General features: G+C 69.0%; 16 protein-coding genes and 3 pseudogenes. 11 read left to right on the top strand and 8 right to left on the bottom strand.

Annotated features, from left to right (window positions below; all coding sequences use genetic code 11):
* Window positions 1-23 precede the first annotated feature (23 nt).
* Window positions 24-1,247: an adenylate/guanylate cyclase domain-containing protein gene (locus tag M2437_RS17425; protein WP_253388199.1), complete on the bottom strand. Its 1,224-nt coding sequence runs from the start codon at window positions 1,245-1,247 to the stop codon at window positions 24-26.
* 140 nt (window positions 1,248-1,387) lie between these two features.
* Between M2437_RS17425 and M2437_RS17420 the strand changes: the two genes are divergently transcribed.
* Window positions 1,388-1,993 (top strand): HD domain-containing protein, encoded by a 606-nt coding sequence (locus M2437_RS17420; RefSeq protein WP_253388198.1) that lies wholly within the window; start codon window positions 1,388-1,390, stop codon window positions 1,991-1,993.
* Window positions 1,994-2,016: 23 nt separating this feature from the next.
* Here the strand turns inward: M2437_RS17420 and M2437_RS17415 are convergent.
* A pseudogene (locus M2437_RS17415) lies at window positions 2,017-4,342 on the bottom strand (lytic transglycosylase domain-containing protein).
* 199 nt (window positions 4,343-4,541) lie between these two features.
* Between M2437_RS17415 and dapA the strand changes: the two are divergent.
* Together dapA and smpB are read left to right on the top strand one after the other, a co-directional pair.
* Complete coding sequence (dapA, locus tag M2437_RS17410) at window positions 4,542-5,432, top strand: 4-hydroxy-tetrahydrodipicolinate synthase (protein WP_056118077.1); 891 nt, start codon at window positions 4,542-4,544, stop codon at window positions 5,430-5,432.
* Window positions 5,433-5,552: 120 nt separating this feature from the next.
* On the top strand, window positions 5,553-6,026 hold the full coding sequence (smpB, locus tag M2437_RS17405) for an SsrA-binding protein SmpB (protein ID WP_003602874.1): 474 nt from the start codon (window positions 5,553-5,555) through the stop codon (window positions 6,024-6,026).
* 210 nt (window positions 6,027-6,236) lie between these two features.
* Here the strand turns inward: smpB and M2437_RS17400 are convergent.
* From M2437_RS17400 to rpoZ, 5 genes and pseudogenes are all read right to left on the bottom strand, one after another.
* A pseudogene (locus M2437_RS17400) lies at window positions 6,237-6,894 on the bottom strand (LabA-like NYN domain-containing protein).
* A 500-nt stretch (window positions 6,895-7,394) separates the two neighbouring features.
* Window positions 7,395-7,985, bottom strand: a complete 591-nt coding sequence (gene pyrE, locus M2437_RS17395) for an orotate phosphoribosyltransferase (protein ID WP_015823403.1) — start codon at window positions 7,983-7,985, stop codon at window positions 7,395-7,397.
* Between the two features lie 215 nt (window positions 7,986-8,200).
* A complete protein-coding gene (locus M2437_RS17390; RefSeq protein ID WP_253388196.1) occupies window positions 8,201-8,548 on the bottom strand; it encodes a hypothetical protein in 348 nt (115 codons plus the stop codon).
* A 113-nt stretch (window positions 8,549-8,661) separates the two neighbouring features.
* Window positions 8,662-10,894, bottom strand: a pseudogene (locus M2437_RS17385) (RelA/SpoT family protein).
* A gap of 326 nt (window positions 10,895-11,220) precedes the next feature.
* Window positions 11,221-11,631 carry a DNA-directed RNA polymerase subunit omega gene (gene rpoZ, locus M2437_RS17380; protein ID WP_253388195.1) on the bottom strand — a complete coding sequence of 137 codons (411 nt, stop codon included), beginning with the start codon at window positions 11,629-11,631 and terminating at the stop codon, window positions 11,221-11,223.
* A 203-nt stretch (window positions 11,632-11,834) separates the two neighbouring features.
* Between rpoZ and M2437_RS17375 the strand changes: the two genes are divergently transcribed.
* The 4 genes from M2437_RS17375 (at window position 11,835) to M2437_RS17360 (ending at window position 14,661) form a co-directional block, all read left to right on the top strand.
* Window positions 11,835-12,401 (top strand): NifU family protein, encoded by a 567-nt coding sequence (locus M2437_RS17375; protein ID WP_003602880.1) that lies wholly within the window; start codon window positions 11,835-11,837, stop codon window positions 12,399-12,401.
* A 157-nt stretch (window positions 12,402-12,558) separates the two neighbouring features.
* On the top strand, window positions 12,559-13,239 hold the full coding sequence (gene tsaB / locus M2437_RS17370) for a tRNA (adenosine(37)-N6)-threonylcarbamoyltransferase complex dimerization subunit type 1 TsaB (protein ID WP_015823406.1): 681 nt from the start codon (window positions 12,559-12,561) through the stop codon (window positions 13,237-13,239).
* Window positions 13,236-13,757 (top strand): GNAT family N-acetyltransferase, encoded by a 522-nt coding sequence (locus tag M2437_RS17365; RefSeq protein WP_182568114.1) that lies wholly within the window; start codon window positions 13,236-13,238, stop codon window positions 13,755-13,757. Before tsaB ends, M2437_RS17365 begins: the two co-directional genes overlap by 4 nt.
* A gap of 25 nt (window positions 13,758-13,782) precedes the next feature.
* Window positions 13,783-14,661, top strand: coding sequence for a lysophospholipid acyltransferase family protein (locus M2437_RS17360; RefSeq protein WP_253388194.1), 879 nt, complete (start codon window positions 13,783-13,785; stop codon window positions 14,659-14,661).
* 4 nt (window positions 14,662-14,665) lie between these two features.
* Here the strand turns inward: M2437_RS17360 and M2437_RS17355 are convergent, their stop codons facing one another.
* Window positions 14,666-15,106: an MEKHLA domain-containing protein gene (locus M2437_RS17355; RefSeq protein ID WP_253388193.1), complete on the bottom strand. Its 441-nt coding sequence runs from the start codon at window positions 15,104-15,106 to the stop codon at window positions 14,666-14,668.
* Window positions 15,107-15,237: 131 nt separating this feature from the next.
* Between M2437_RS17355 and miaB the strand changes: the two genes are divergently transcribed.
* From miaB to M2437_RS17335, 4 genes are all read left to right on the top strand, one after another.
* Complete coding sequence (gene miaB / locus M2437_RS17350; protein WP_253388192.1) at window positions 15,238-16,578, top strand: tRNA (N6-isopentenyl adenosine(37)-C2)-methylthiotransferase MiaB; 1,341 nt, start codon at window positions 15,238-15,240, stop codon at window positions 16,576-16,578.
* A gap of 36 nt (window positions 16,579-16,614) precedes the next feature.
* Entirely contained in the window at window positions 16,615-17,721 is a 1,107-nt protein-coding gene (locus tag M2437_RS17345; protein ID WP_015823411.1) for a PhoH family protein, read from the top strand.
* A gap of 70 nt (window positions 17,722-17,791) precedes the next feature.
* Window positions 17,792-18,277 (top strand): rRNA maturation RNase YbeY, encoded by a 486-nt coding sequence (gene ybeY / locus M2437_RS17340; protein WP_056455963.1) that lies wholly within the window; start codon window positions 17,792-17,794, stop codon window positions 18,275-18,277.
* A gap of 36 nt (window positions 18,278-18,313) precedes the next feature.
* Window positions 18,314-19,462: a hemolysin family protein gene (locus M2437_RS17335; RefSeq protein ID WP_012254488.1), complete on the top strand. Its 1,149-nt coding sequence runs from the start codon at window positions 18,314-18,316 to the stop codon at window positions 19,460-19,462.
* Window positions 19,463-19,480: the final 18 nt, after the last annotated feature.

The raw sequence follows: 19,480 nt of genomic DNA, 5'->3' as shown, positions 1-19,480 counted from the left end.
CGGGCGGGCTCGGGCGCTCCGCCTCACGCCATCCCCTCCGATTCCGGGGCCAAACCCCAGATCCGCTGCTTGCGCCCGACGCCGCGCAGGGCGAACTCGCCAACCGGGACGAGCGAGGCCCCGCAACGCCGGGCGAAGGCATCGGAGAGGAGCAGCGAGCGATCCAAGCCGTCGCAGAGCCGCTCGATCCGGCTCGCCTCGTTGACCGCCCGGCCGATCACCGTGAAGTCGAGGCGCCGGTCGGTGCCGACATTGCCGGAGACGACGCGCCCGTAATGCAGCACGATGTCCGCCTCCAGGGGCGGCAGCCCATCCTGGCGGCGGGACGCGTTCAGCCGGTCGTTGCGCGCGAGCGCCTCGCGCGCCGCATCAAGCGCCCCCGTACAGGCCGGGCAGGTGAGGGCGTCCGGCTCGGCGACGGGGAAGACGGCGAGAAAGCCGTCGCCGAGGAATTTCGAGATCTCGCCGCCATGGCGCTGCACCGGCTCGCCGAGCGCATCGAAATGCTCGTCGAGCCAGCCCACCACCTTCAGCGGATCGTCGCGATCCGCCACCGCCGTGAAGCCGCGCAGGTCGGCGAGCAGGATCGCGGCGTGGACCACCGTGCTCTGTCCGCGCCGCATCTCGCCCGCAAGCACCCGCGCCCCCGTCGCCGGGCCGAGATAGGTGTCGAGCATCTCGCGAATCGCGTGCGACAGGCTGAGCTTGGCCGTGACCAGGGCGATCACCGGCACGAGTCCGGCGACCACCGCCTGCTCCGCTTGCGAGAAGCCGCCGGGCCGGTCGGTGGCAAACGAGATGCCGACGCCCTCCATGGCGCTGCCGGGCGCGAAGGCCGCGGCATGGAGCAGATAATCGGTCCCGCCCGCCTGCCTCAGTGCGTCGAGAAGCGGGAGATCGGGACAGCCGTTCGATTGCTCGAGGCGCCAGCGCACGAAGGAGAGGTCGTTCGCCCGCAGCCAGCCGACGGGGCTGCGCAAGAAGGTGTCCTCGCCCTCCGGCCCATGCACGGTCGGGAACACCGCCATGCCCTGCCCACGCCGCCACGCGACGCTCACCCCGCGGAACAGGGGATCGATCACCGGCACCGCGAGGCTGAGGCGCCAGAGCGGGAGACCGGCCGCGGCCAGCGCCTCGCAGAACTCCGCGATGATGGCCTCCGCCTCGTCCGACGCGGTCGCGCGCGCGATCAGGTGGGCTTCGATCCTGCGGAGGTCAGAGGCTGAGATCGGGTCCGTGATGGCCATGGCGGACCCACTCTATCGGCGCCCCGGCGGCGATCCAAAAGCACCGGGCAGGCGATGTCTGTGGGAAATCGACCGCATAGCCGCCTTGCCCGGGCGTTCCGAACCCTTCAACCGTGCTGGCAGATGCCGGGACCAACGACATGGACGACGTGACCGACGACACTTCCACCCTCGCGCACCGATTCGCGTTTCTCGCCGAGATTGATGGGCTCAAGGCCGTGCTGCGCCAGAACCGGACCATCGGCGAGCGTCGCCGCGAGAACTCGGCCGAGCATTCGTGGCACTTGGCGATGTTCGCGCTCGTTCTCGGCGATCGCGCGCCCGGCCTCGACCTGAACCGCGTCATCGCGATGCTGCTGGTGCATGATATCGTCGAGGTCGATGCCGGCGATGTGCCGATCCACGGCGCCTACGACGCCGCTGCCCTGGCGCTGGTCGAGGAGGCTGCGGCCGCGCGGATCTTCGGGCTCCTGCCGGAGCCGCAGCGGGACCGCTTCATCGCGCTATGGCGGGAATTCGAGGCAAGCGAGACGGCGGAGGCGCGCTTCGCGAAGGCACTCGACCGGCTCCAGCCGCTGCTGCTCAACACGCTGACCGAGGGCGGCACCTGGGTCGAGAACGGCCTCACCGAGGCGCAGGTGATGGCGCGATACCAGCCGGTGATCGAGCGCGGCATCCCTGGTCTCTGGCCTTTCGTGGAGGCGCTGGTTCGCAGTCACTACCAGAGGCACGCCACAACGGCGTGACCGGCACTACCAGGGTCACGCCACTAAGGCGTGACCGGCTGCGCCTCCGCGCTGACGGCGGTGCGGGCACCGCGGGCGAGGTCGCGCTCGATCATCAGCGCGCTCTTGCCATCGAGGCGGTTGCGGTAGACCTGCAGGTTCTCCATCACCCGCTGCACGTAGTTGCGCGTCTCGGTGAAGGGGATGCGCTCGACCCAGTCGATCGGATCGACATCGGGCCGGCGCGGGTCGCCATAGGCATCGACCCATTTCTTCACGTTGCCGCCGCCCGCGTTGTAGGAGGCGAAAGCGAGGATGTAGGAGCCCTTCCAGTCCTCCATCAGCTCGCCGAGATGGGCTTGGCCCAGCCGCGCGTTGTAGGCGGGATCGCTGGTGAGCCGGTCCGTTTCGTAGGAAGTCGAGACGCGCTTGGCGGTGCGCTGGGCGGTGGCCGGCATCATCTGCATCAGCCCCCTGGCGCCGACGCCGGATTGGGCGCGGGGATCGAACTGGCTTTCCTGCCGGGCGATGGCGAAGACCATGGCGCGCTCGACCTGCGGCACCGCGGTGAAGGTCTCGTAATTCGGGATGCCGATGGTCGGGTAGGCATGGGTGTCCAGTGCCAGCCCCCGCTGCGTGGCGAGCTTGCCGATGGAGACCAGCGCCCGCGCATCGCGCATCTCCACCGCGGTCTCGCCGAGCGCGTTGACCTGCGCCTCCTCGGTCAGCGAGCGCGCGGCGTCGATGTAGAGCGGCAGCGCCAAGTCCTTCATCTGGGCGGCGGCCAGAAGCTTCAGGCCGCGCATGAAGAGCCGGTCGTCGAAGGCGGCGCGCGCCGTCGGGCTCAGCTCGGCGGCCCGGCGCAGGGGCAGGCTGTGCTGGCCGAGACGGGCACGGGCGAGCTGCCCGTAATAGGCGATCGGCTGAAGCGCGGCGCGCTCGTAGAAACCCTTCGATTCGATGGTCTTGCCCGCGGCTTCCGCCGCACGGCCCTGCCAATAGGCGGCCCGCGCCAGGGAGATCGGCGTCTCGGCGACACTCGCGGCTTGCGCGAAGTGCCGCTCAGCCGCGGCGGGGTCGGCCATGAAGCGGAGCGCGATCCAGCCGGCATGGAACTCGGCTTCGATCCGCTTCTCGGAGGTGCGGGCGGAATGCGCGGCGGCCACGGCGTAGGCGGTCTTGGTCTCGCCCGCATCCATCAGCTTGCGGGCGACGATCCGGCGCTCGACCCACCACGTGTCACCGTCGGCGAGAACCTCCGGGTTGGTGGGCGCGGCGAGCAGCACCTTGGCCGCCTCCGGCGCCTTGTCGGCGCGGCGGAAATACTGGGCGCGCGAGAGCAGGTAGGACGAATCGTTGCGCAACGACGGCGGCACCGCCGCGAGCGCGGCCGCCCGCCCCGGCCTTGCCCTGCACCGACCGGCGGGCGCGCACGAGGCTGGCATAGGAGCCGCCGGCATAGTCGGCCGCGCGCGCGGCGGTGGCCCAATCCTCCTTCAGGAGGGCGCGCTCCATCCGGTAGCGGTGGTCGATCACCGTGAGCACGCCGGGGAAGGCGTCGGTGACCTTGGCCTCGAGGCTGCGCCCGAAACTTTCCTCGCGCCACAGATCATGCACGAGTTCGGCCGCATCCGCGTCGAGCCCGTCGGCGCGCAGGGCCAGGGCCAGGGCGAACTTGCCCGGCGCGCTCGCCGGCTTGGCGCTCGCGAAATAGGCGCGCACGATCGCAGGGCTCTTCTTCTCCGTGAGCAGCCGCTCCTCGGCCCGGCGGCGCAGCAGGGGGCCCGCCGGCCAATCGGGATTGGCGCGCGAGAAGGCGACGACCCGCTCGAAACTGACGCCGGCGCCCGCACGGATCGCGACCCATTCGAGCAGCGCCCGTGCCGCCGGATCGGAGAAGCCTGCGGCGAGCCGGTCGCCGTCGGAGACCTTGCCCTTGCGATAGAGGTCGATCGTCTCGCGGAGTTGGCCGAGATCGGTCTCGCCGAACGCGACCGGCCGGGCCGGGTCCGGCACTTCAGGGGAGGGGGCGGCCGGCGACACGGCCGCATCGGGCAGCGGGAAAGCGACAGGGCCATCCGATTCGGTGGAAGCGTAGGAGGACGCCGCGGCGGGCAGCGGCTTGTCGGAGGCGGCCTCGCCGGAACTCGGATCGAGGCGCAGCGCGTCCGCCGCGACGGGATCCGAGGCGGGGCCCTGGCCGTCGCTCGGCTGCCCGGCGGGCGCGGTGGCGTCGCTCGCGGGGGCGGCGGGGGCGGAGGCCGGCTGCGGGTTGCGGAGTTCGATGGCCCCGCCGCGCTGTGGCAGCACGGCCGTGCCGGACAGCAACAGGCCGAGGAGCAGGGGCAGGGAGCGTGTGGGCAACGCCATGATCTGAGACACCCCGACCGGAGGCCAAGCCTTAAGCTGGGCCTCGGTCCGTTAAGATGGCATTAACTGCGCAAGCGAAGCGTTTGCGCGCGGACGGGGGAGGGCCTATGTCTCGCGCGTCCCAAGCGCGGCCCGTACGCGGCCGCAGCCACCGGGGCACGCCAGAAAACAGGCAAGAAGAACGGCCGGGAACGCCAGGATGACCGATACCCACGCCCGCCTTCGCGGCTCGATGACCGCGCTCGCGACCCCGTTCCGCGACGGCGAGTTCGACGAGTTGGCCTTCCGGAAATTCGTGAACTGGCAGATCGATCAGGGCACCCACGCCCTGGTGCCGACCGGCACGACGGGCGAGAGCCCGACGCTGAGCCACACCGAGCACGACCGCGTGGTCGAGGTGTGCGTCGCCGAGGCCGCCGGCCGGGTGCCGGTGATCGCGGGCGCCGGATCGAACTCGACGCGGGAGGCCGTCGCGCGGGCGCGTCATGCCGAGAGTGTCGGCGCGGATGCGGTGCTCACCGTCACGCCCTACTACAACAAGCCGACGCAGGAGGGGATGTACGCCCACTTCAAGGCGGTGAACGACGCCGTCGGCATCCCGATCATCATCTACAATATCCCCGGCCGGTCCGTGGTCGACATGAGCGTCGACACCATGAAGCGGCTGTTCGAACTGAAGAACATCGCCGGCGTGAAGGATGCCACGGCCAAGATTGACCGTGTCAGCCTCCAACGACAGGCTTTGGGAGAAGACTTCATCCAGCTTTCTGGCGAAGATGCGACGGCGCTCGGCTTCAATGCCCATGGCGGGGTCGGCTGTATCTCCGTGGTCTCGAATGTCGCACCCCGGCTCTGCGCCGATCTTCAGGAGGCGACGCTGGCGGGCGATTACGCCAAGGCCCTGAAGATCCAGGACCGGCTGATGCCGCTGCACGTGCAGATGTTCTACGAATCGAACCCGGTGCCGGCGAAATACGCTCTCTCGCGCCTCGGGCTGATGTCGGAAGAGGTGCGCCTGCCGCTGGTGCCGGCGACCGAAGGCTGCCGCCGGGCGGTCGATGCCGCGCTCGCCCATGCCGGCCTGATCTGAAGCCGTCGGATTGATCCGAGAAGATCCGGCGGGAAGCCTCGCCGGAGAACGCGGCGGTCCCCATATCGGTGGCAATCCCCACACCGGTGGACTGTCGCCTGACCACGAACCTGAAGACGAATGGCACCCAAACCCGATCCCGGCCGGCGCGTCGTCGCCGACAACCGCTCCGCCCGCTACCACTACGCGATCGAGGACACGCTCGAAGCCGGCATCGCGCTGACCGGCACCGAGGTGAAATCGCTGCGCGGCGGCAAGGCGACGATCGGTGAGTCCTATGCCGGGCCGTCTGGCAACGACCTGATGCTGTTCAACGCCTATATTCCGGAATATCTGGAGGCGAACCGCTTCAACCACGACACCAAGCGGCCCCGCCGCCTGCTGCTGCACCGCCGCCAGATCAACAAGCTGATCGGCGCCACCCAGCGCCAGGGCTACACGGTGATTCCGTTGAAGATCTACTTCAACGACAAGGGCCGGGCGAAGGTCGAGCTGGGCCTCGGCAAGGGCAAGCAGCTCCACGACAAGCGCGAGAGCGTCAAGCAGCGCGACTGGGATCGCGACAAGGCCCGCCTGATGCGTGACAAGGGCTGAGTTCAAGCCCTCGGCGTTTTCGGCACCGGGGCATGCCGTCGCCGTCCGTACGGCGATGCCCTCAACCGAGCCCGACGCGCTCCGCCGTCACCGCAAGACGAAGCGCGTCTTATCTTGATAGGGTAGGGCGCTGGATGATTTCGGCGCAGCCTCGCCATCGACGGCGACGGGCCTTCGCCCGTCACCGCGATCCGAGCATCAAGGCTCCGCTCAGCCTTCCGCTTCCTCGTCGGTCGCACCGGGGCGGATGCCGTAGCGGCTCTCGAGACCGGGATTGGGGCGGGGCGCGCGCTCAGCGAAGTCGCGGCGGGGGCCGTCGCCGGGCGCGCGGGTGGTGCGCTCGCTCGGGTCACGGCCGATCCGGCTCGCGAGATGGGCGAGATCGATGAACTCGTCCGCCTGACGCCGCAGATCGTCAGCGATCATCGCCGGCTGGGTCTGGATGGTGGAGACGACGGAGACGCGAACGCCGCGGCGCTGGATTGCCTCCACGAGCGAGCGGAAATCACCGTCGCCGGAGAACAGCACCATGTGGTCGATGTGCGGGGCCAGTTCGAGCGCGTCGATGGCGAGCTCGATATCCATGTTGCCCTTGATCTTGCGGCGCCCGGCGGAGTCGGTGAACTCCTTCACCGGCTTGGTGACGACCCGGTAGCCATTATAGTCGAGCCAATCGATCAACGGGCGAATCGAGGAATACTCCTGATCCTCAATCATTGCGGTGTAATAGAAAGCGCGAATGAGATTATCGCGGCTCTGAAAATCCTTGAGCAGTCGCTTGTAGTCGATGTCGAAACCGAGCGCCTTCGTGGTCGCATACAGATTTGCGCCGTCGATAAAAAACTGCGGTACGTTGCTTATCACTCATCGATAGGTCCGTGTGCTTGAGATAAAAAAGTTTGTTTCTAGAAATTCAGACATGAATGCAGTACATGAAACCGTGGATTCAATGCGCTGCCGAAGTTCAGCATCCCTGCACTCTCGACGCATAGCAATTCCTGTATGCCGAGACACACTTTCCGTTCGGAAGAGCGTAATCCGGCCAACAAGATTGCGGTGTCTGAAAGGTGCAGGACTCGGAACAGCGTAGCAGAGTCCGGCCCGAATCCCCCTTGTGGTGGCCGAGCCGGCAATCCCTGTCAAGCGCCAGAAAGAGTTAAGGCCGCCCGCGCCAAATCCAAACGAAGATGATTTTGACGCAACCCAGAGCGTATTCTGCGCGATAATTTTCGCACTAGCGGTTGCGACACGGCGTAAACAGGGATCGGCCGCAGTATTTACATACCTGAAGTTGCCGCGGCGAGGGAATTGACATGGGCTGCCGGCGCGGAAACTTCGCAGCCGAACCAGGGCCCGTCCCGCGCCGGCTCAGGGCTTCGGCAAGGCTCGGCTGCCCGGCTTGACCGGGGGGATGGCGGCCAGCTCAGCGGGCAGGGCGTCCGGCGCATAAGTCGGGATGTCGAGCGTGACCAGGGACAGGAGCGGCAGGCCGATCGCGCCGCGTCCGCCCGAACGGTCGATCAGGCAGGCGGCCCCCACCACCTCGCCCTCTTCATCCTTCAGCGAGGCGAGGCATTCCCGGGCCGAGAGGCCCGTCGTCACGATGTCCTCGACGATGACGGCACGGGTGCCGGCGGGGATCGAGAAGCCGCGGCGCAGGGTGAAGGGACCGCCGGGGTCGCGCTCGACGAAGATCGCCTTGGCGCCGAGATGGCGGGCGGTCTCGTAGCCGGGGATGATGCCGCCGATGGCCGGAGAAACCACGATGTCGATCCGGCCGAAGCGGGCCGTGATCACCTCGGCCAGCGCCCGGCACAGCCGCTCGGTGCGCGCGGGATCGGAGAAGATCGTCATCTTCTGCAGGAAAGTGGGCGAGCGCAGGCCGGAGCTGAGGATGAAGTGTCCCTGCAGCAAGGCCCCTGCGGAACGGAACTCTTCGAGAACTTCTTCCGGCGTCATGATCACCTGCTCGCCAAACCGTGTTCCGCTGCTTCTTGCAGCGGCGCAGGCAGCGCGCAAGCCGACGGCCAAACGCATCAACCGGGAGCGCATCGACCGCGATGACGGCTGCCGGTCTTCGGACGATGACGACTCGACGGGCAGGATCGGGCTTCGTCGGACCTCGCCGTACGTCGCCGAACCGCCATTCCCCTCGGTGACGCAGCTCCGAAACGCTAGTTCCGCGCGCGAAGCGGCTCATGGCGCCGATCAGGACGGGTCTCGTAGGCGGGCGGGGGATAGGACGGATCGTAGTCCGGCCCGTCATAGGGATCGTAGGCGCGGGGCAGCAGCGCGCCGAGCTGCACGCCCTCGCTTCCGCCGCGCTGGATCATCGTGCGCATGCCCGGCTGCAGCTTGCTGTCATCCAGATCGTCGGGATGGACGGGGACGAGCGGCAGACCCTCGGCGCCGCCCCGCTGGAGCATCGTCCGCATGCCGGGCTGCAGATCCTGCGCGCCGGCCTCTTCAGCGAGCGGGATGCAAGCTGCGAGGATGACGGCAGTGACCAGGGAAAGCTTCATGGGGGTCGCTCCGGAAAAGCGCGTCGCAGGCCCAGCCGTCCATAGACCGATCCGATGACGGAATGACGTGTCCCGGCATCGGTTCCGGCACGCGGCGCCCACAGGATCGACCGTCAGCCGTTCACCCGCTCGACACGGCTCACCGAGCGCTTGCCGCGCAGGTCCGCAACGATGGCGGTCAAGTGCTTCAAGTCCGGCACTGAGAGATCGATCGAAATATCGGTGAAGTCCTGCGTGCGACGCTTCATCGAAACATTGTCGATGTTGCCGTCATGCTCGGCGATGACCTGGGCGATCTGCGCCAGCGTACCGGGCTCGTTGATCGATTCCAGCGCGAGCTTGGCGGGGAAGCGCTCCTGCGAGCCCTCCACATCCCAGCGCACGTCGAGCCAGCGCTCGGGCTCGTTGTCGAAGGCGGCGAGCGCGGCGGACTGGATCGGGTAGATCGTCACGCCGACGCCGGGCGTGAGGATGCCGACGATGCGATCCCCCGGCAGGGCGCCGCCGTTCGGGGCAAAGCTCACCGGCAGGTCGCCGGCGAGCCCGCGAATCGGGATGCTCGCCAAGGCCGAGGCCGCCTCGGCCTCGCCCGAGAAGGTCAGCCGCATGGTCTGATCCTTGGAACGGGTGAGGCGCCCCGCCGCGCCGTTGGCCGCCGGACCGCCGCTCGCCCCCGCGCGCCGCTCCTCCTTGAAGTCGGGATAGACGGCCTTCACCACATCGCCGGAGAACATCTCGCCGCGCCCGACGGCGGCGAAGACGTCCTCGGTGCTCGCGCGGGCGAGCCGGGGCAGCGCACCACGCAGCTTCTCCTCGGAGAAGCTCTTGCCGGCCCGCTCGAAGGCCCGGTCGAGGATCTGGCGGCCGAGACCGGCATATTGGCGCCGCACGGCGGCGCGGGTCGCCCGCCGGATCGCAGACCGCGCCTTGCCGGTGACGACGAGCGATTCCCACGCGGCCGGCGGCGAGGCGCCGTCGGAGCGGGCGATCTCGACCTCGTCGCCGTTGGCGAGTTCGTGCAGCAGCGGCGCGAGCCGTCCGTTGATCTTGGCGCCGACCGCCGTGTTGCCGACATCGGTATGCACCGCGTAGGCGAAGTCGATTGGCGTGGCGCCCCGCGGCAGGGCGATCAGGCGGCCCTTGGGCGTAAAGCAGAACACCTGATCCTGGAACAGCTCCAGCTTGGTGTGCTCCAAGAACTCTTCCGGCGAATCGCCCTCGGCCAGAAGCTCGATGGTGCGGCGCAGCCATTGGTAGGCACCGCTCTCGGTGGCGAGCCGGGGGTGGACCTCGCCCTCCACGCCCTCCTTGCCGGCTTCCTTTGTAATGGGCGTGGGCGGCGATGCCGTACTCGGCGATCTCGTCCATCTCGGCGGTGCGGATCTGCAGTTCGACGCGCTGGCGCTTCGGCCCGATCACCGTGGTGTGGATCGAGCGATAATCGTTCTGCTTCGGCGTCGAGACGTAGTCCTTGTAGCGGCCCGGCACCATCGGCCAGCTCGTATGCACCACGCCGAGCGCCGCGTAGCACTCGGCCAGGGTGCCGACGATCACGCGGAAGCCGACAATGTCGGAGAGTTGCTCGAAGGCGACCGACTTGCGCTCCATCTTCGACCAGATCGAGAACGGCTTCTTCAGGCGCCCTTTCACGTGAGCGGCGATGCCGCGCGCGGCGAGCCGGGCGGTGAGGTCGTGCTCGATGCTCTCGATCACGCTGCCGGACTTGGCCGAGAGGTCTTCGAGCCGCTTGGTGATGGTGGCGTAGACTTCGGGCTTCAGCGTGCGGAACGAGAGGTCTTCCAGCTCGTCGCGCAGCTCCTGCATGCCCATACGGCCGGCGAGCGGCGCGTAGATGTCGAGGGTCTCCTCGGCAATCCGTGCCCGCTTGTCGTCGCGCATGAAGTGGAGCGTGCGCATGTTGTGCAGGCGGTCGGCAAGCTTCACCAGAAGCACCCGCACGTCCTCGGCCACCGCCAGGAGGAGCTTGCGGAAATTCTCGCCCTGCACCGCCCGCTTCGAGACGAGGTCGAGGCGCTTGAGCTTGGTCAGCCCGTCCACCAGTGCGCCGATCTCAGGCCCGAAGATCTCGCGGATCTCGTCGAGCGTGGCGGCGGTGTCCTCGACGGTGTCGTGCAGGACGGCCGCGACGATGGTCGCATCGTCGAGGCGCAGGTCGGTGAGGATCGCGGCGACTTCGAGGGGATGGGCGAAGAACGGATCGCCGGAGGCGCGCTTCTGCGTGCCGTGCGCCCGCATGGCGTAGACGTAGGCGCGGTTGAGAAGCGCCTCGTTCGCGGCAGGATTGTAGCGCTTGACCCGCTCGACGAGTTCGTACTGGCGCATCATCCGCCGAAGGATCCTGCTCTCGATCTGCTCGGTGTCGCTCGCAAGACGCCCGCTCCGCCGCCGTGCCTCAGAAGGGCGAGGATCGGCGGTCGGGCGTTTCGTGCGGCACTCTCAAGGGGGCCCGGCCCGGACGGACGCGGTCGCTCGTCCGACACCTTCCTGCATCGGCGCGCATTTGCCCAGACCCATGGCGTCGCGGCGAAAGCGCGACGGCTCCGCCTCCCTCGCATGGACGCCAGGATGGGGCTTCACCCCGAAACACGCGAACGCCCGCCACTCGGGGACCGAGGGCGGGCGCGAAGCGTCAGGTGGAGCGCGAAAAGAGCTTACTCGTTCTCGTCGTCGGTCTCGGTCGGCGGTGCGAGGTTCTCGAGACCGCGGAGGAGATCCTCCTCGCTCATGAAGTCGAACTGCACGTTCTTGTCGTCCGAGGAGGACTGGGGCGCCACCGCGGCAGCGGCGGGCGAACTCGACAGGAGCGGCACGGTCTCGGCCTCGGGCTCGTCCACCTCGACGTATTTCTGCATCGAGTGGATGAGCTGCTCCTTGAGATCCTCCGCCGTGATGGTCTCATCGCCGATCTCGCGAAGGGCCACGACGGGGTTCTTGTCGCGGTCGCGCTCCACGGTCAGCGGGGCGCCGGCGGCGAGCAGGCGCGCCCGGTGGCTGGCGAGCAGGACCAGCTCGAAGCGGTTCTCGACCTTCTCGATGCAGTCTTCGACGGTGACGCGAGCCATGCGAGGCGGCTCCTTCCTCAGGCGCGGATACGAACGATATGCGTGATGAACGGGCTTCCTACACCGGTTATCGCTGTCCAACAAGTCGCGGGAGCGGTTGAGAATCCGTCCCTGTCGGTCCACATGGAAAGCGGTGCCGGTCGAACCCGGCACCGATCCCGGCCGGCCTTGAACCGGCGCCAGCGGACCCGAGGATTCTTCACATGTTCATTCAGACCGAAGCCACGCCGAACCCCGCCACGCTCAAGTTCCTGCCCGGCCGGGTCGTGCTCACCGATGGGACCTTCGAGGCCCGCGACACCGCGAGCGCCGAGCGCTCGCCACTCGCCACCGCCCTGTTCGCGGTGCCCGGCGTCTCGGGCGTCTATTTCGGGCACGACTTCATCTCCGTCACCAAGGCCGACGGCGTCAACGAGTGGCCGCAGGTGAAGCCCGCCGTGCTCGGCGCGATCATGGACCACTTCCAGTCCGGCCGCCCGGTGCTGGCCGAGGGCACGGCGCTCGCCGAGGACGAGACGGAGGAGTTTTACGACGAGGCCGACCACGACACCGTGGTGACCATCAAGGATCTGCTGGAGACCCGCGTGCGCCCGGCGGTGGCGGGCGACGGCGGCGACATCACCTTCCGCGGATACCGCGACGGCATCGTCTACCTCGAGATGAAGGGCGCCTGCTCGGGCTGTCCGTCCTCCACCGCGACCCTGCGCCAGGGCGTGCAGAACCTGTTCCGCCACTTCCTCCCCTCTGTGCGGGAAGTGCAGGCGATCTGATCGGCGGCCCCGCCGCGCGTTTTCCCTGACATCGGCGCAACACCGCACCGCTTCCTTGGGGAGTCCGGTCGCGGATGCGCTGACGGGGAGGGCGGTTTCGTCCTAAGAAGAGCCGGAGGGCGGGCGCTCGAGGCCCGCCGCCGGATGGAATCGACGTTTGCGGATCCTTGCCATCGATACGGCGCTCGAAGCCTGCGCTGCCTGCGTGGCCACCGACGACAGCGACGACCTGCTCGCCGAGGAGTCGATGCCGCTCGTGCGCGGCCATGCCGAAGCGCTGCTGCCACTGATCGAGCGGGTCATGGCCCGGGTCGAGGGCGGCTTCGAGGGACTCGACCGGGTCGCGGTCACGGTCGGGCCCGGAAGCTATACGGGCTTGCGCGTCGGGCTTTCCGCCGCCCGCGCCATCGGGCTCGCCGCTGGCCTTCCGGTAGTGGGCGTGACCACCTTGTCCGCCCTGCTCGCGCCGCAACTCGCCCTCAACGGCGACGATACGGTGGTCGCCGCGATCGATGCGCGCCACGGCGCCGTCTACCTCCAGGCCATGAGCGTGACGGAAGGCACGGTGATTCCGCCCCGGCACATCGCTTTGGAAGAAGCGGTGACCCTGCTCGGCAAGCGACGGGCGATCCTCACCGGCTCCGGCGCTCCCGCGCTCGCGGCGGCGGCCGCTTCCGCCGGCATCGCCGTCGAGGTCGCCGAGACCGGCGCGCCGCAGATCGCCTGGGTCGCCTCGCTCGGGCTCGTCGCCGATCCGGACCAGGCGCTGCCGCGCCCCCTCTACCTGCGTGGGCCCGACGCCCAGCCGCAGCATCATGCGAGGCTCGCAAGGGCATGACGCGGACCGTCTCCCCGTTCTGGCCGCTCGATTGGTGGTCCGCATGGTGGGACGCCTGGGGCTCCGTGCCCTACGTCGCGCCACTGCGGGACGCCGGTCAGGCGTCCGACCTGGAAAAGCTGCACGCCACCGCCTTCGCCCGCCCCTGGGCGGCTCACGAGTTCGAGCGGATGCTGTGCGAGCGCTCGATCGAGGCGCATGCCCTGCGCCGGGGCAACGCGCTGCTGGGCTTCGTGTTGTCGCGCAAGGCCGTGGACGAGGCGGAGATCCTCACGATCGTTCTGGCACCCTCCGCCCGCGGCGGCGGCCACAGCCACCGGCTCCTGCGCGAGCACCTGAATGCGCTGACCTATGCCGGCATCCGCACGGTCCATCTCGAAGTGGACGAGGGCAACACGCCGGCCCTGAAGCTCTACACCCGCCATGGCTTCCTCAAGGTCGGCGAGCGCAAGGGTTACTACCCGCTGCCCGACGGCAGCCGGGCCACGGCGCTGACCATGAGCGCGACGCTGTCGTGAGGCTTTGCGAGAGCGCATCCGCCCGATGACGCGCGTCGGCATCGGCCTCCGCCTCTTCGTCCAGGCGCTGGCCTTCCTGATCGTGATCGGGCCGCACTGGCTCAGCCTGCGCTTTGGCCGGGGCTGGGTCGCGGCGCGCATCGCGATGCTGTTCCACCGCCTGTTCTTGCGCCTGTTCTCCGTTCGGGTGACGCAGAGCGGCACGCCGCCGCAGCCGGGCGAGCCGGCGCTCGTGCTCTCGAACCACGTCTCCTGGCTCGACATCGTCGCGCTCGGCTCGCTGCGCCCGCTCTCCTTCGTGGCCAAGTCGGAAATCGCGGGCTGGCCGCTGATCGGCCTGCTGGCCAAGCTCCAACGCACCGTCTTCATCGAGCGGTCCAAGCGGACGGCGACCGCCCGCGTCAACGCCACGGTCGGGCAACGGCTCGCGGATGGCGACCTGATCGTGCTGTTCGCCGAGGGCACCACCGGCGATGGCCTACGCCTGCTGCCGTTCCGCTCCTCGCTGGTCGGCGCCGCCCGGACGGCGCTGACGGCGGAGACCGGCGGACTCGCGCGCATCCGGCTCCAGCCCCTGGCGCTGGGCTACCCGCGCCGCAATGGCCTGCCGGTGACCCGCGCCGAGCGGCCGGAGATCGCGTGGTACGGCGACATGGAACTGCCGCCGCATCTCGCCCTGTTCGCCAGCCGCGGCCCCATCGACGTGCACGTGAACTGGGGCGCACCGATCGCCTTCGAGGCCGCCACCGACCGCAAGGTCGCGACGCTGCAGGCCGAGGCCGCCGTGCGGCAGGGCCTGCGCCAGATCCACCTCGGCGGGGCCGCCCCCCGTCCGGTACCGGCGGCGCCGGAAACGATCGGGGAGGGCGCCGACGTCTCGGCGCCGGGCATCGCCGCGGTGTGACTGGTCAGGCCGGCAGCGGGAAGGTCGCCGCCTGGCCGCGAACGATCCCGCCCTCATCCACGAGTTGCCAGACGATGCCCGCGGTGACCGGGAAGCGCCGCCCATCCTTGGCAACGCGAATGCCTGCATAATCCGAGACGAAACCGTCGCGGGCGACCGCATCGAGCAGGCGCTGGCGCTCGGCCCGCTCCGGCGCCTCGGCCGAGAGCCGAGACGGCATGCCGACGATCTCATCCCAGCCGTAGCCGAAGGCTCGCTGCGCCGCCCGGTTGGCGTAGACGAAGAGCGGGTCGGCGCCCGTATCGTGGGCCAGCACCGCGAAGGGCGCCTGCGCGTAGAGCCAGTCCGGCCCGAGATCCGGCTCAGGCACGAGCGGGCGGCCGACGAGGCGCAGGAAGCTCCCGGTCAGCAGGGCGAAGAAGGCGGGGTCTTCGGCAAGCCTCACGGGCGGACCTTTTCGAAGGGGCGAAAGTTCAGACCGCTGAGAGAATCGTGTCGGCGGCCGAACCGTGATAGAGGGCCTGTCGAGCAAAAAATCGTCAAAAATCGCCGCCCGCCGGCGGCAGGGTTGCGATCTTGAAGAAAGCCTACGTCAAGTCCTACGGCTGCCAGATGAACGCCTACGACGCCGGCCGCATGGCCGACGTCCTGGCGGCCGAGGGCTACAGCGCGACGGACACGGTCGAGGAGGCCGATGTCGTCGTCCTCAACACCTGCCACATCCGCGAGAAGGCCGCCGAGAAGGTCTATTCCGAACTCGGGCGCCTGCGTGTGCTCAAGGGCGAGCGGGCCGAGAGCGGGCAGGAGACGCGCATCGTGGTCGCGGGCTGCGTCGCCCAGGCGGAAGGCCGCGAGATTCTTTCGCGCGCACCGGCGGTCGATGTCGTCGTCGGCCCGCAGAGCTATCACCGCCTGCCGGACCTGCTGCGCCAATCGCGCGAGACCCGCGTCGTCGACACCGAATTTCCGGCTGAGGACAAGTTCGACCACCTGCCCGCCCGGCGCAACCGCGGCGTCACCGGCTTCCTCACCGTGCAGGAAGGCTGCGACAAGTTCTGCGCCTTCTGCGTGGTGCCCTATACCCGCGGTGCGGAGGTCTCGCGCTCGGTGGCGGCGGTGGTGGACGAAGCGCGCCGCCTCGTCGAGGGCGGGGTGCGCGAGATCACCCTCATCGGCCAGAACGTCAACGCCTATCACGGCGACGGGCCGGACGGCGCACCCGCGACGCTCGGCCACCTGATGGACGCGCTCTCCGCGGTGCCGGGCCTCCTGCGCCTGCGCTACACCACGAGCCACCCGAACGATTTCGCCGACGATCTCATTGCTGCCCATGCGACGAACCCGCTGGTGATGCCCTACCTGCACCTGCCGGTGCAGTCAGGCTCGGACCGCATCCTCCAGGCGATGAACCGGCGCCACACGGGTGACGCCTACCGCCGGCTGATCGAACGTATCCGGAATGCGCGGCCCGACATCGCCCTGTCCTCGGACTTCATCGTCGGCTTCCCCGGCGAGACCGATGCCGATTTCGCCGAGACCATGCGGCTCGTCTCCGATATCGGCTTTTCGGCGGCGTTCTCGTTCAAGTACAGCCCGCGGGCCGGCACGCCCGCTGCGGAACGCGAGGATGCGGTGCCGGAGGCGCTGAAGACCGAGCGGCTCGCCGCCCTCCAAGACCTCCTCGACCGCCAGCGCCACGCCTACAACGCGGCGAGCGTCGGCACGCTCACCGAGATCCTGGTCGAGAAGACCGGTCGGCATCCCGGTCAGGTCGCGGGCAAGACACCGCATCTCCAGGCGGTGCAGTTCGATGCGCCGGCCTCGACTATCGGCACAGTCGTGCCGGTGCGGATTACGCGTGCGGGCTCCAACAGCCTGTTCGGCGAAGCGCTGGAGGGTGCGGCGGCGGCCGCGTGACCTATATGAGGCCCATCACCATGCCGGATCTCTCGCGTGCCGATTGACGTTGCGTCCGCCCGTGGCCCTGCCGGCCGCAACAACCGCCCCTCACCGGGGCGTCCGGGTCTCGCCGAGGCCGTAGAGGTCTCGCTCACCTTCGACGACAACCGGCTCGCCAGCCTCGTCTTCGGCCAGTACGACCAGAACGTCGCCCATATCGAGCGGCGCCTCGGCATCACCGGCACGGCGCTCGGCAACCACCTCGTAGTCAAGGGCTCGCCCGAGGCCGCCGAGAAGGCGCGGCGGGTGTTCGAGCGGCTCTACACGCGGGTGCAGAAGGCCGGCACGACCCTGACCCTCGGCGACGTGGACGGGGTGATCCAGGAGGTCACCGTCCAGGGCAACCTGTTCCCCTCCGCCGAGATCGCGACGGATAACGGCCGCGAGCAGTTCGAGCAGATCGCCACCCGCAAGCGCGGCGCCGTGCGCGCCCGCAACGCCGCGCAGAGCGACTACATCAAGCTGCTGCGCGCCAACGAACTCGTCTTCGCCGAAGGGCCCGCCGGCACCGGCAAGACCTGGCTCGCGGTCGGCCACGCCGTCTCGCTGCTGGAGCAGGGCCATGCCGAGCGGCTGATCCTGTCGCGCCCGGCCGTCGAGGCCGGCGAACGGCTCGGCTTCCTGCCCGGCGACATGCGCGAGAAGGTCGATCCGTATCTTCGCCCGATCTACGACGCGCTCTACGATTTCATGGAGGCGCGTCACGTCGATCGCGGCCTCCAGACCGGCATCATCGAGATCGCCCCGCTCGCCTTCATGCGCGGGCGCACGCTGACCAACGCCGTGGTGCTGCTCGATGAGGCGCAGAACACCACCTCCATGCAGATGAAGATGTTCCTGACCCGGTTGGGTGAGAACTCCCGCATGATCATCACCGGCGATCCCAGTCAGATCGACCTGCCGCCGGGCCAGAAGTCCGGCCTCGTCGAGGCGGTCAACGTGCTCGACGGCGTCGAGGGCATAGGCCGCGTGCGCTTCCGCGACGTGGACGTGGTGCGCCACGACCTCGTGCGCCGCATCGTCACCGCCTACGAATCCGCCGCCCACGGCGAGGGCGAGGCCGACCGCAACCCGAACCCGCGGCGGCGACCGCTGGCGTGAGCGACGACATCAATCGCGGCGGCCCACGGGGCACCGCACGGCCGTTGACGGTACCGACCAGAACCCACACATGAGCGACAACGAGATCGACATCGCCGTCGAGGATGCGCGCTGGGAACAGGCGATCCCCGAGCTGGAGGCGTTCACGCTGCGGGCCGTCGAGGCGGGATTGGCGATTCTACCCGATTCGGCCGCCGGCCCCGTCGAAGTGAGCGTCCTGCTCGCCGACGACGCCACCGTCCAGGAGCTCAACCGCACATGGCGGAACAAGGATAAACCCACCAACGTGTTATCGTTTCCGGCCGCGGAGCAACCGTTCCAGCCGGGCGTGGCGCGACCCCTCGGCGATGTGGTTCTTGCGTATGACACGCTCGTGCGCGAGAGTGCGGAGCAGTCGAAGCCCTTCGAGCACCATTTCGCCCACCTCCTCGTCCATGGCACCCTTCACCTTCTCGGACAGGACCATGAGACCGGCGAGGCTGAGGCCGACGCCATGGAGGCGCTCGAGGTCGCCGCGCTCCGCGCACTCGGCGTTCCAAACCCGTACGACGACTGATCTCCGGCACTCCCGCCGAATCCAACCTAGAGACCCATGACCAACGACCGAAGTCGCGGCGCGGCCCTGGCCGCGCCAGCCGCGGACGCCGAACCGCCCCCACGCGAGGCGTGGTACGATCGTCTGCTGAACGTCTTCCAAATGCGTCCGCGCGACTCTCTGCGCACCGACATCGAGGAGGCCCTGGCCGAGCCCGACACGGGTGAGGACGCCTTCTCTCCCCTTGAGCGCGCCATGCTCAAGAACGTGCTCGGGCTGCACAAGGTGCGCGTCGACGATGTGATGCTGCCCCGCGCCGACATCGTGGCGGTGGCCAGTGACACCAGCCTCGGCGATCTCCTGAAGCTGTTCCGCACCGCCGGCCATTCGCGCCTGCCGGTCTACGGCGAAACCCTCGACGATCCCCGCGGCATGGTCCACATCCGCGACTTCGTGGAATACCTCGCCACCCAGGCGGAAGCCGCCCCGCGCCGGGCCGCGCCGCAGCCTGTGGTCGCCACCGGCGCCGAGGCCAAGCCCACGCCGCGCCCGCGCCGCACGGCCTCCGCCCGCGGCGCCCTGCGCAGCCTCGATCTCGGCAAGGTCGATCTCACCGCGACCCTCGCCTCCACCCGCATCCAGCGCCCGGTCCTGTTCGTGCCCCCCTCCATGCCGGCGATCGACCTGCTGGTGCGGATGCAGGCCACGCGCACCCACATGGCGCTGGTCATCGACGAGTATGGCGGCACCGACGGGCTGATCTCGATCGAGGATCTGATCGAGATGGTCGTCGGCGACATCGAGGACGAGCACGACGTGGCCGAGGGCCAGCTCGTGAACCGCATGGAAGGCGAGACGGAGGCCTATATCGCCGACGCCCGCGCCGGGCTCGCGGAAGTGTCGGCGGCCACCGGCCTCGATCTCGCCGCCGCCTTCGGGGAACTCGCCGAAGAGATCGACACGATCGGCGGCCTGATCGTGACGCTGGCCGGCCGGGTTCCGGCGCGCGGCGAGCGGATCCCCGGTCCCGACGACATCGAGTTCGAGGTGCTCGACGCCGATCCCCGGCGGGTGAAGCGGATCAAGCTCCAGCGCGCGCCGGCCAAGATCGGCACCGTCGTGCCGCTCGCCCTGCCGCCGCCCCGCCCGGCGGCGCCGCAGGCACCCGACACGGACGCAGCGCAGGCCGCCGAGGCCGGGCGCTGAAGACACAACGGAATCGAA

The organism is Methylorubrum pseudosasae, from assembly GCF_029504475.1.
Lineage (GTDB): Bacteria > Pseudomonadota > Alphaproteobacteria > Rhizobiales > Beijerinckiaceae > Methylobacterium > Methylobacterium extorquens.
This window is presented reverse-complemented; position numbering and strand designations above follow the sequence as displayed.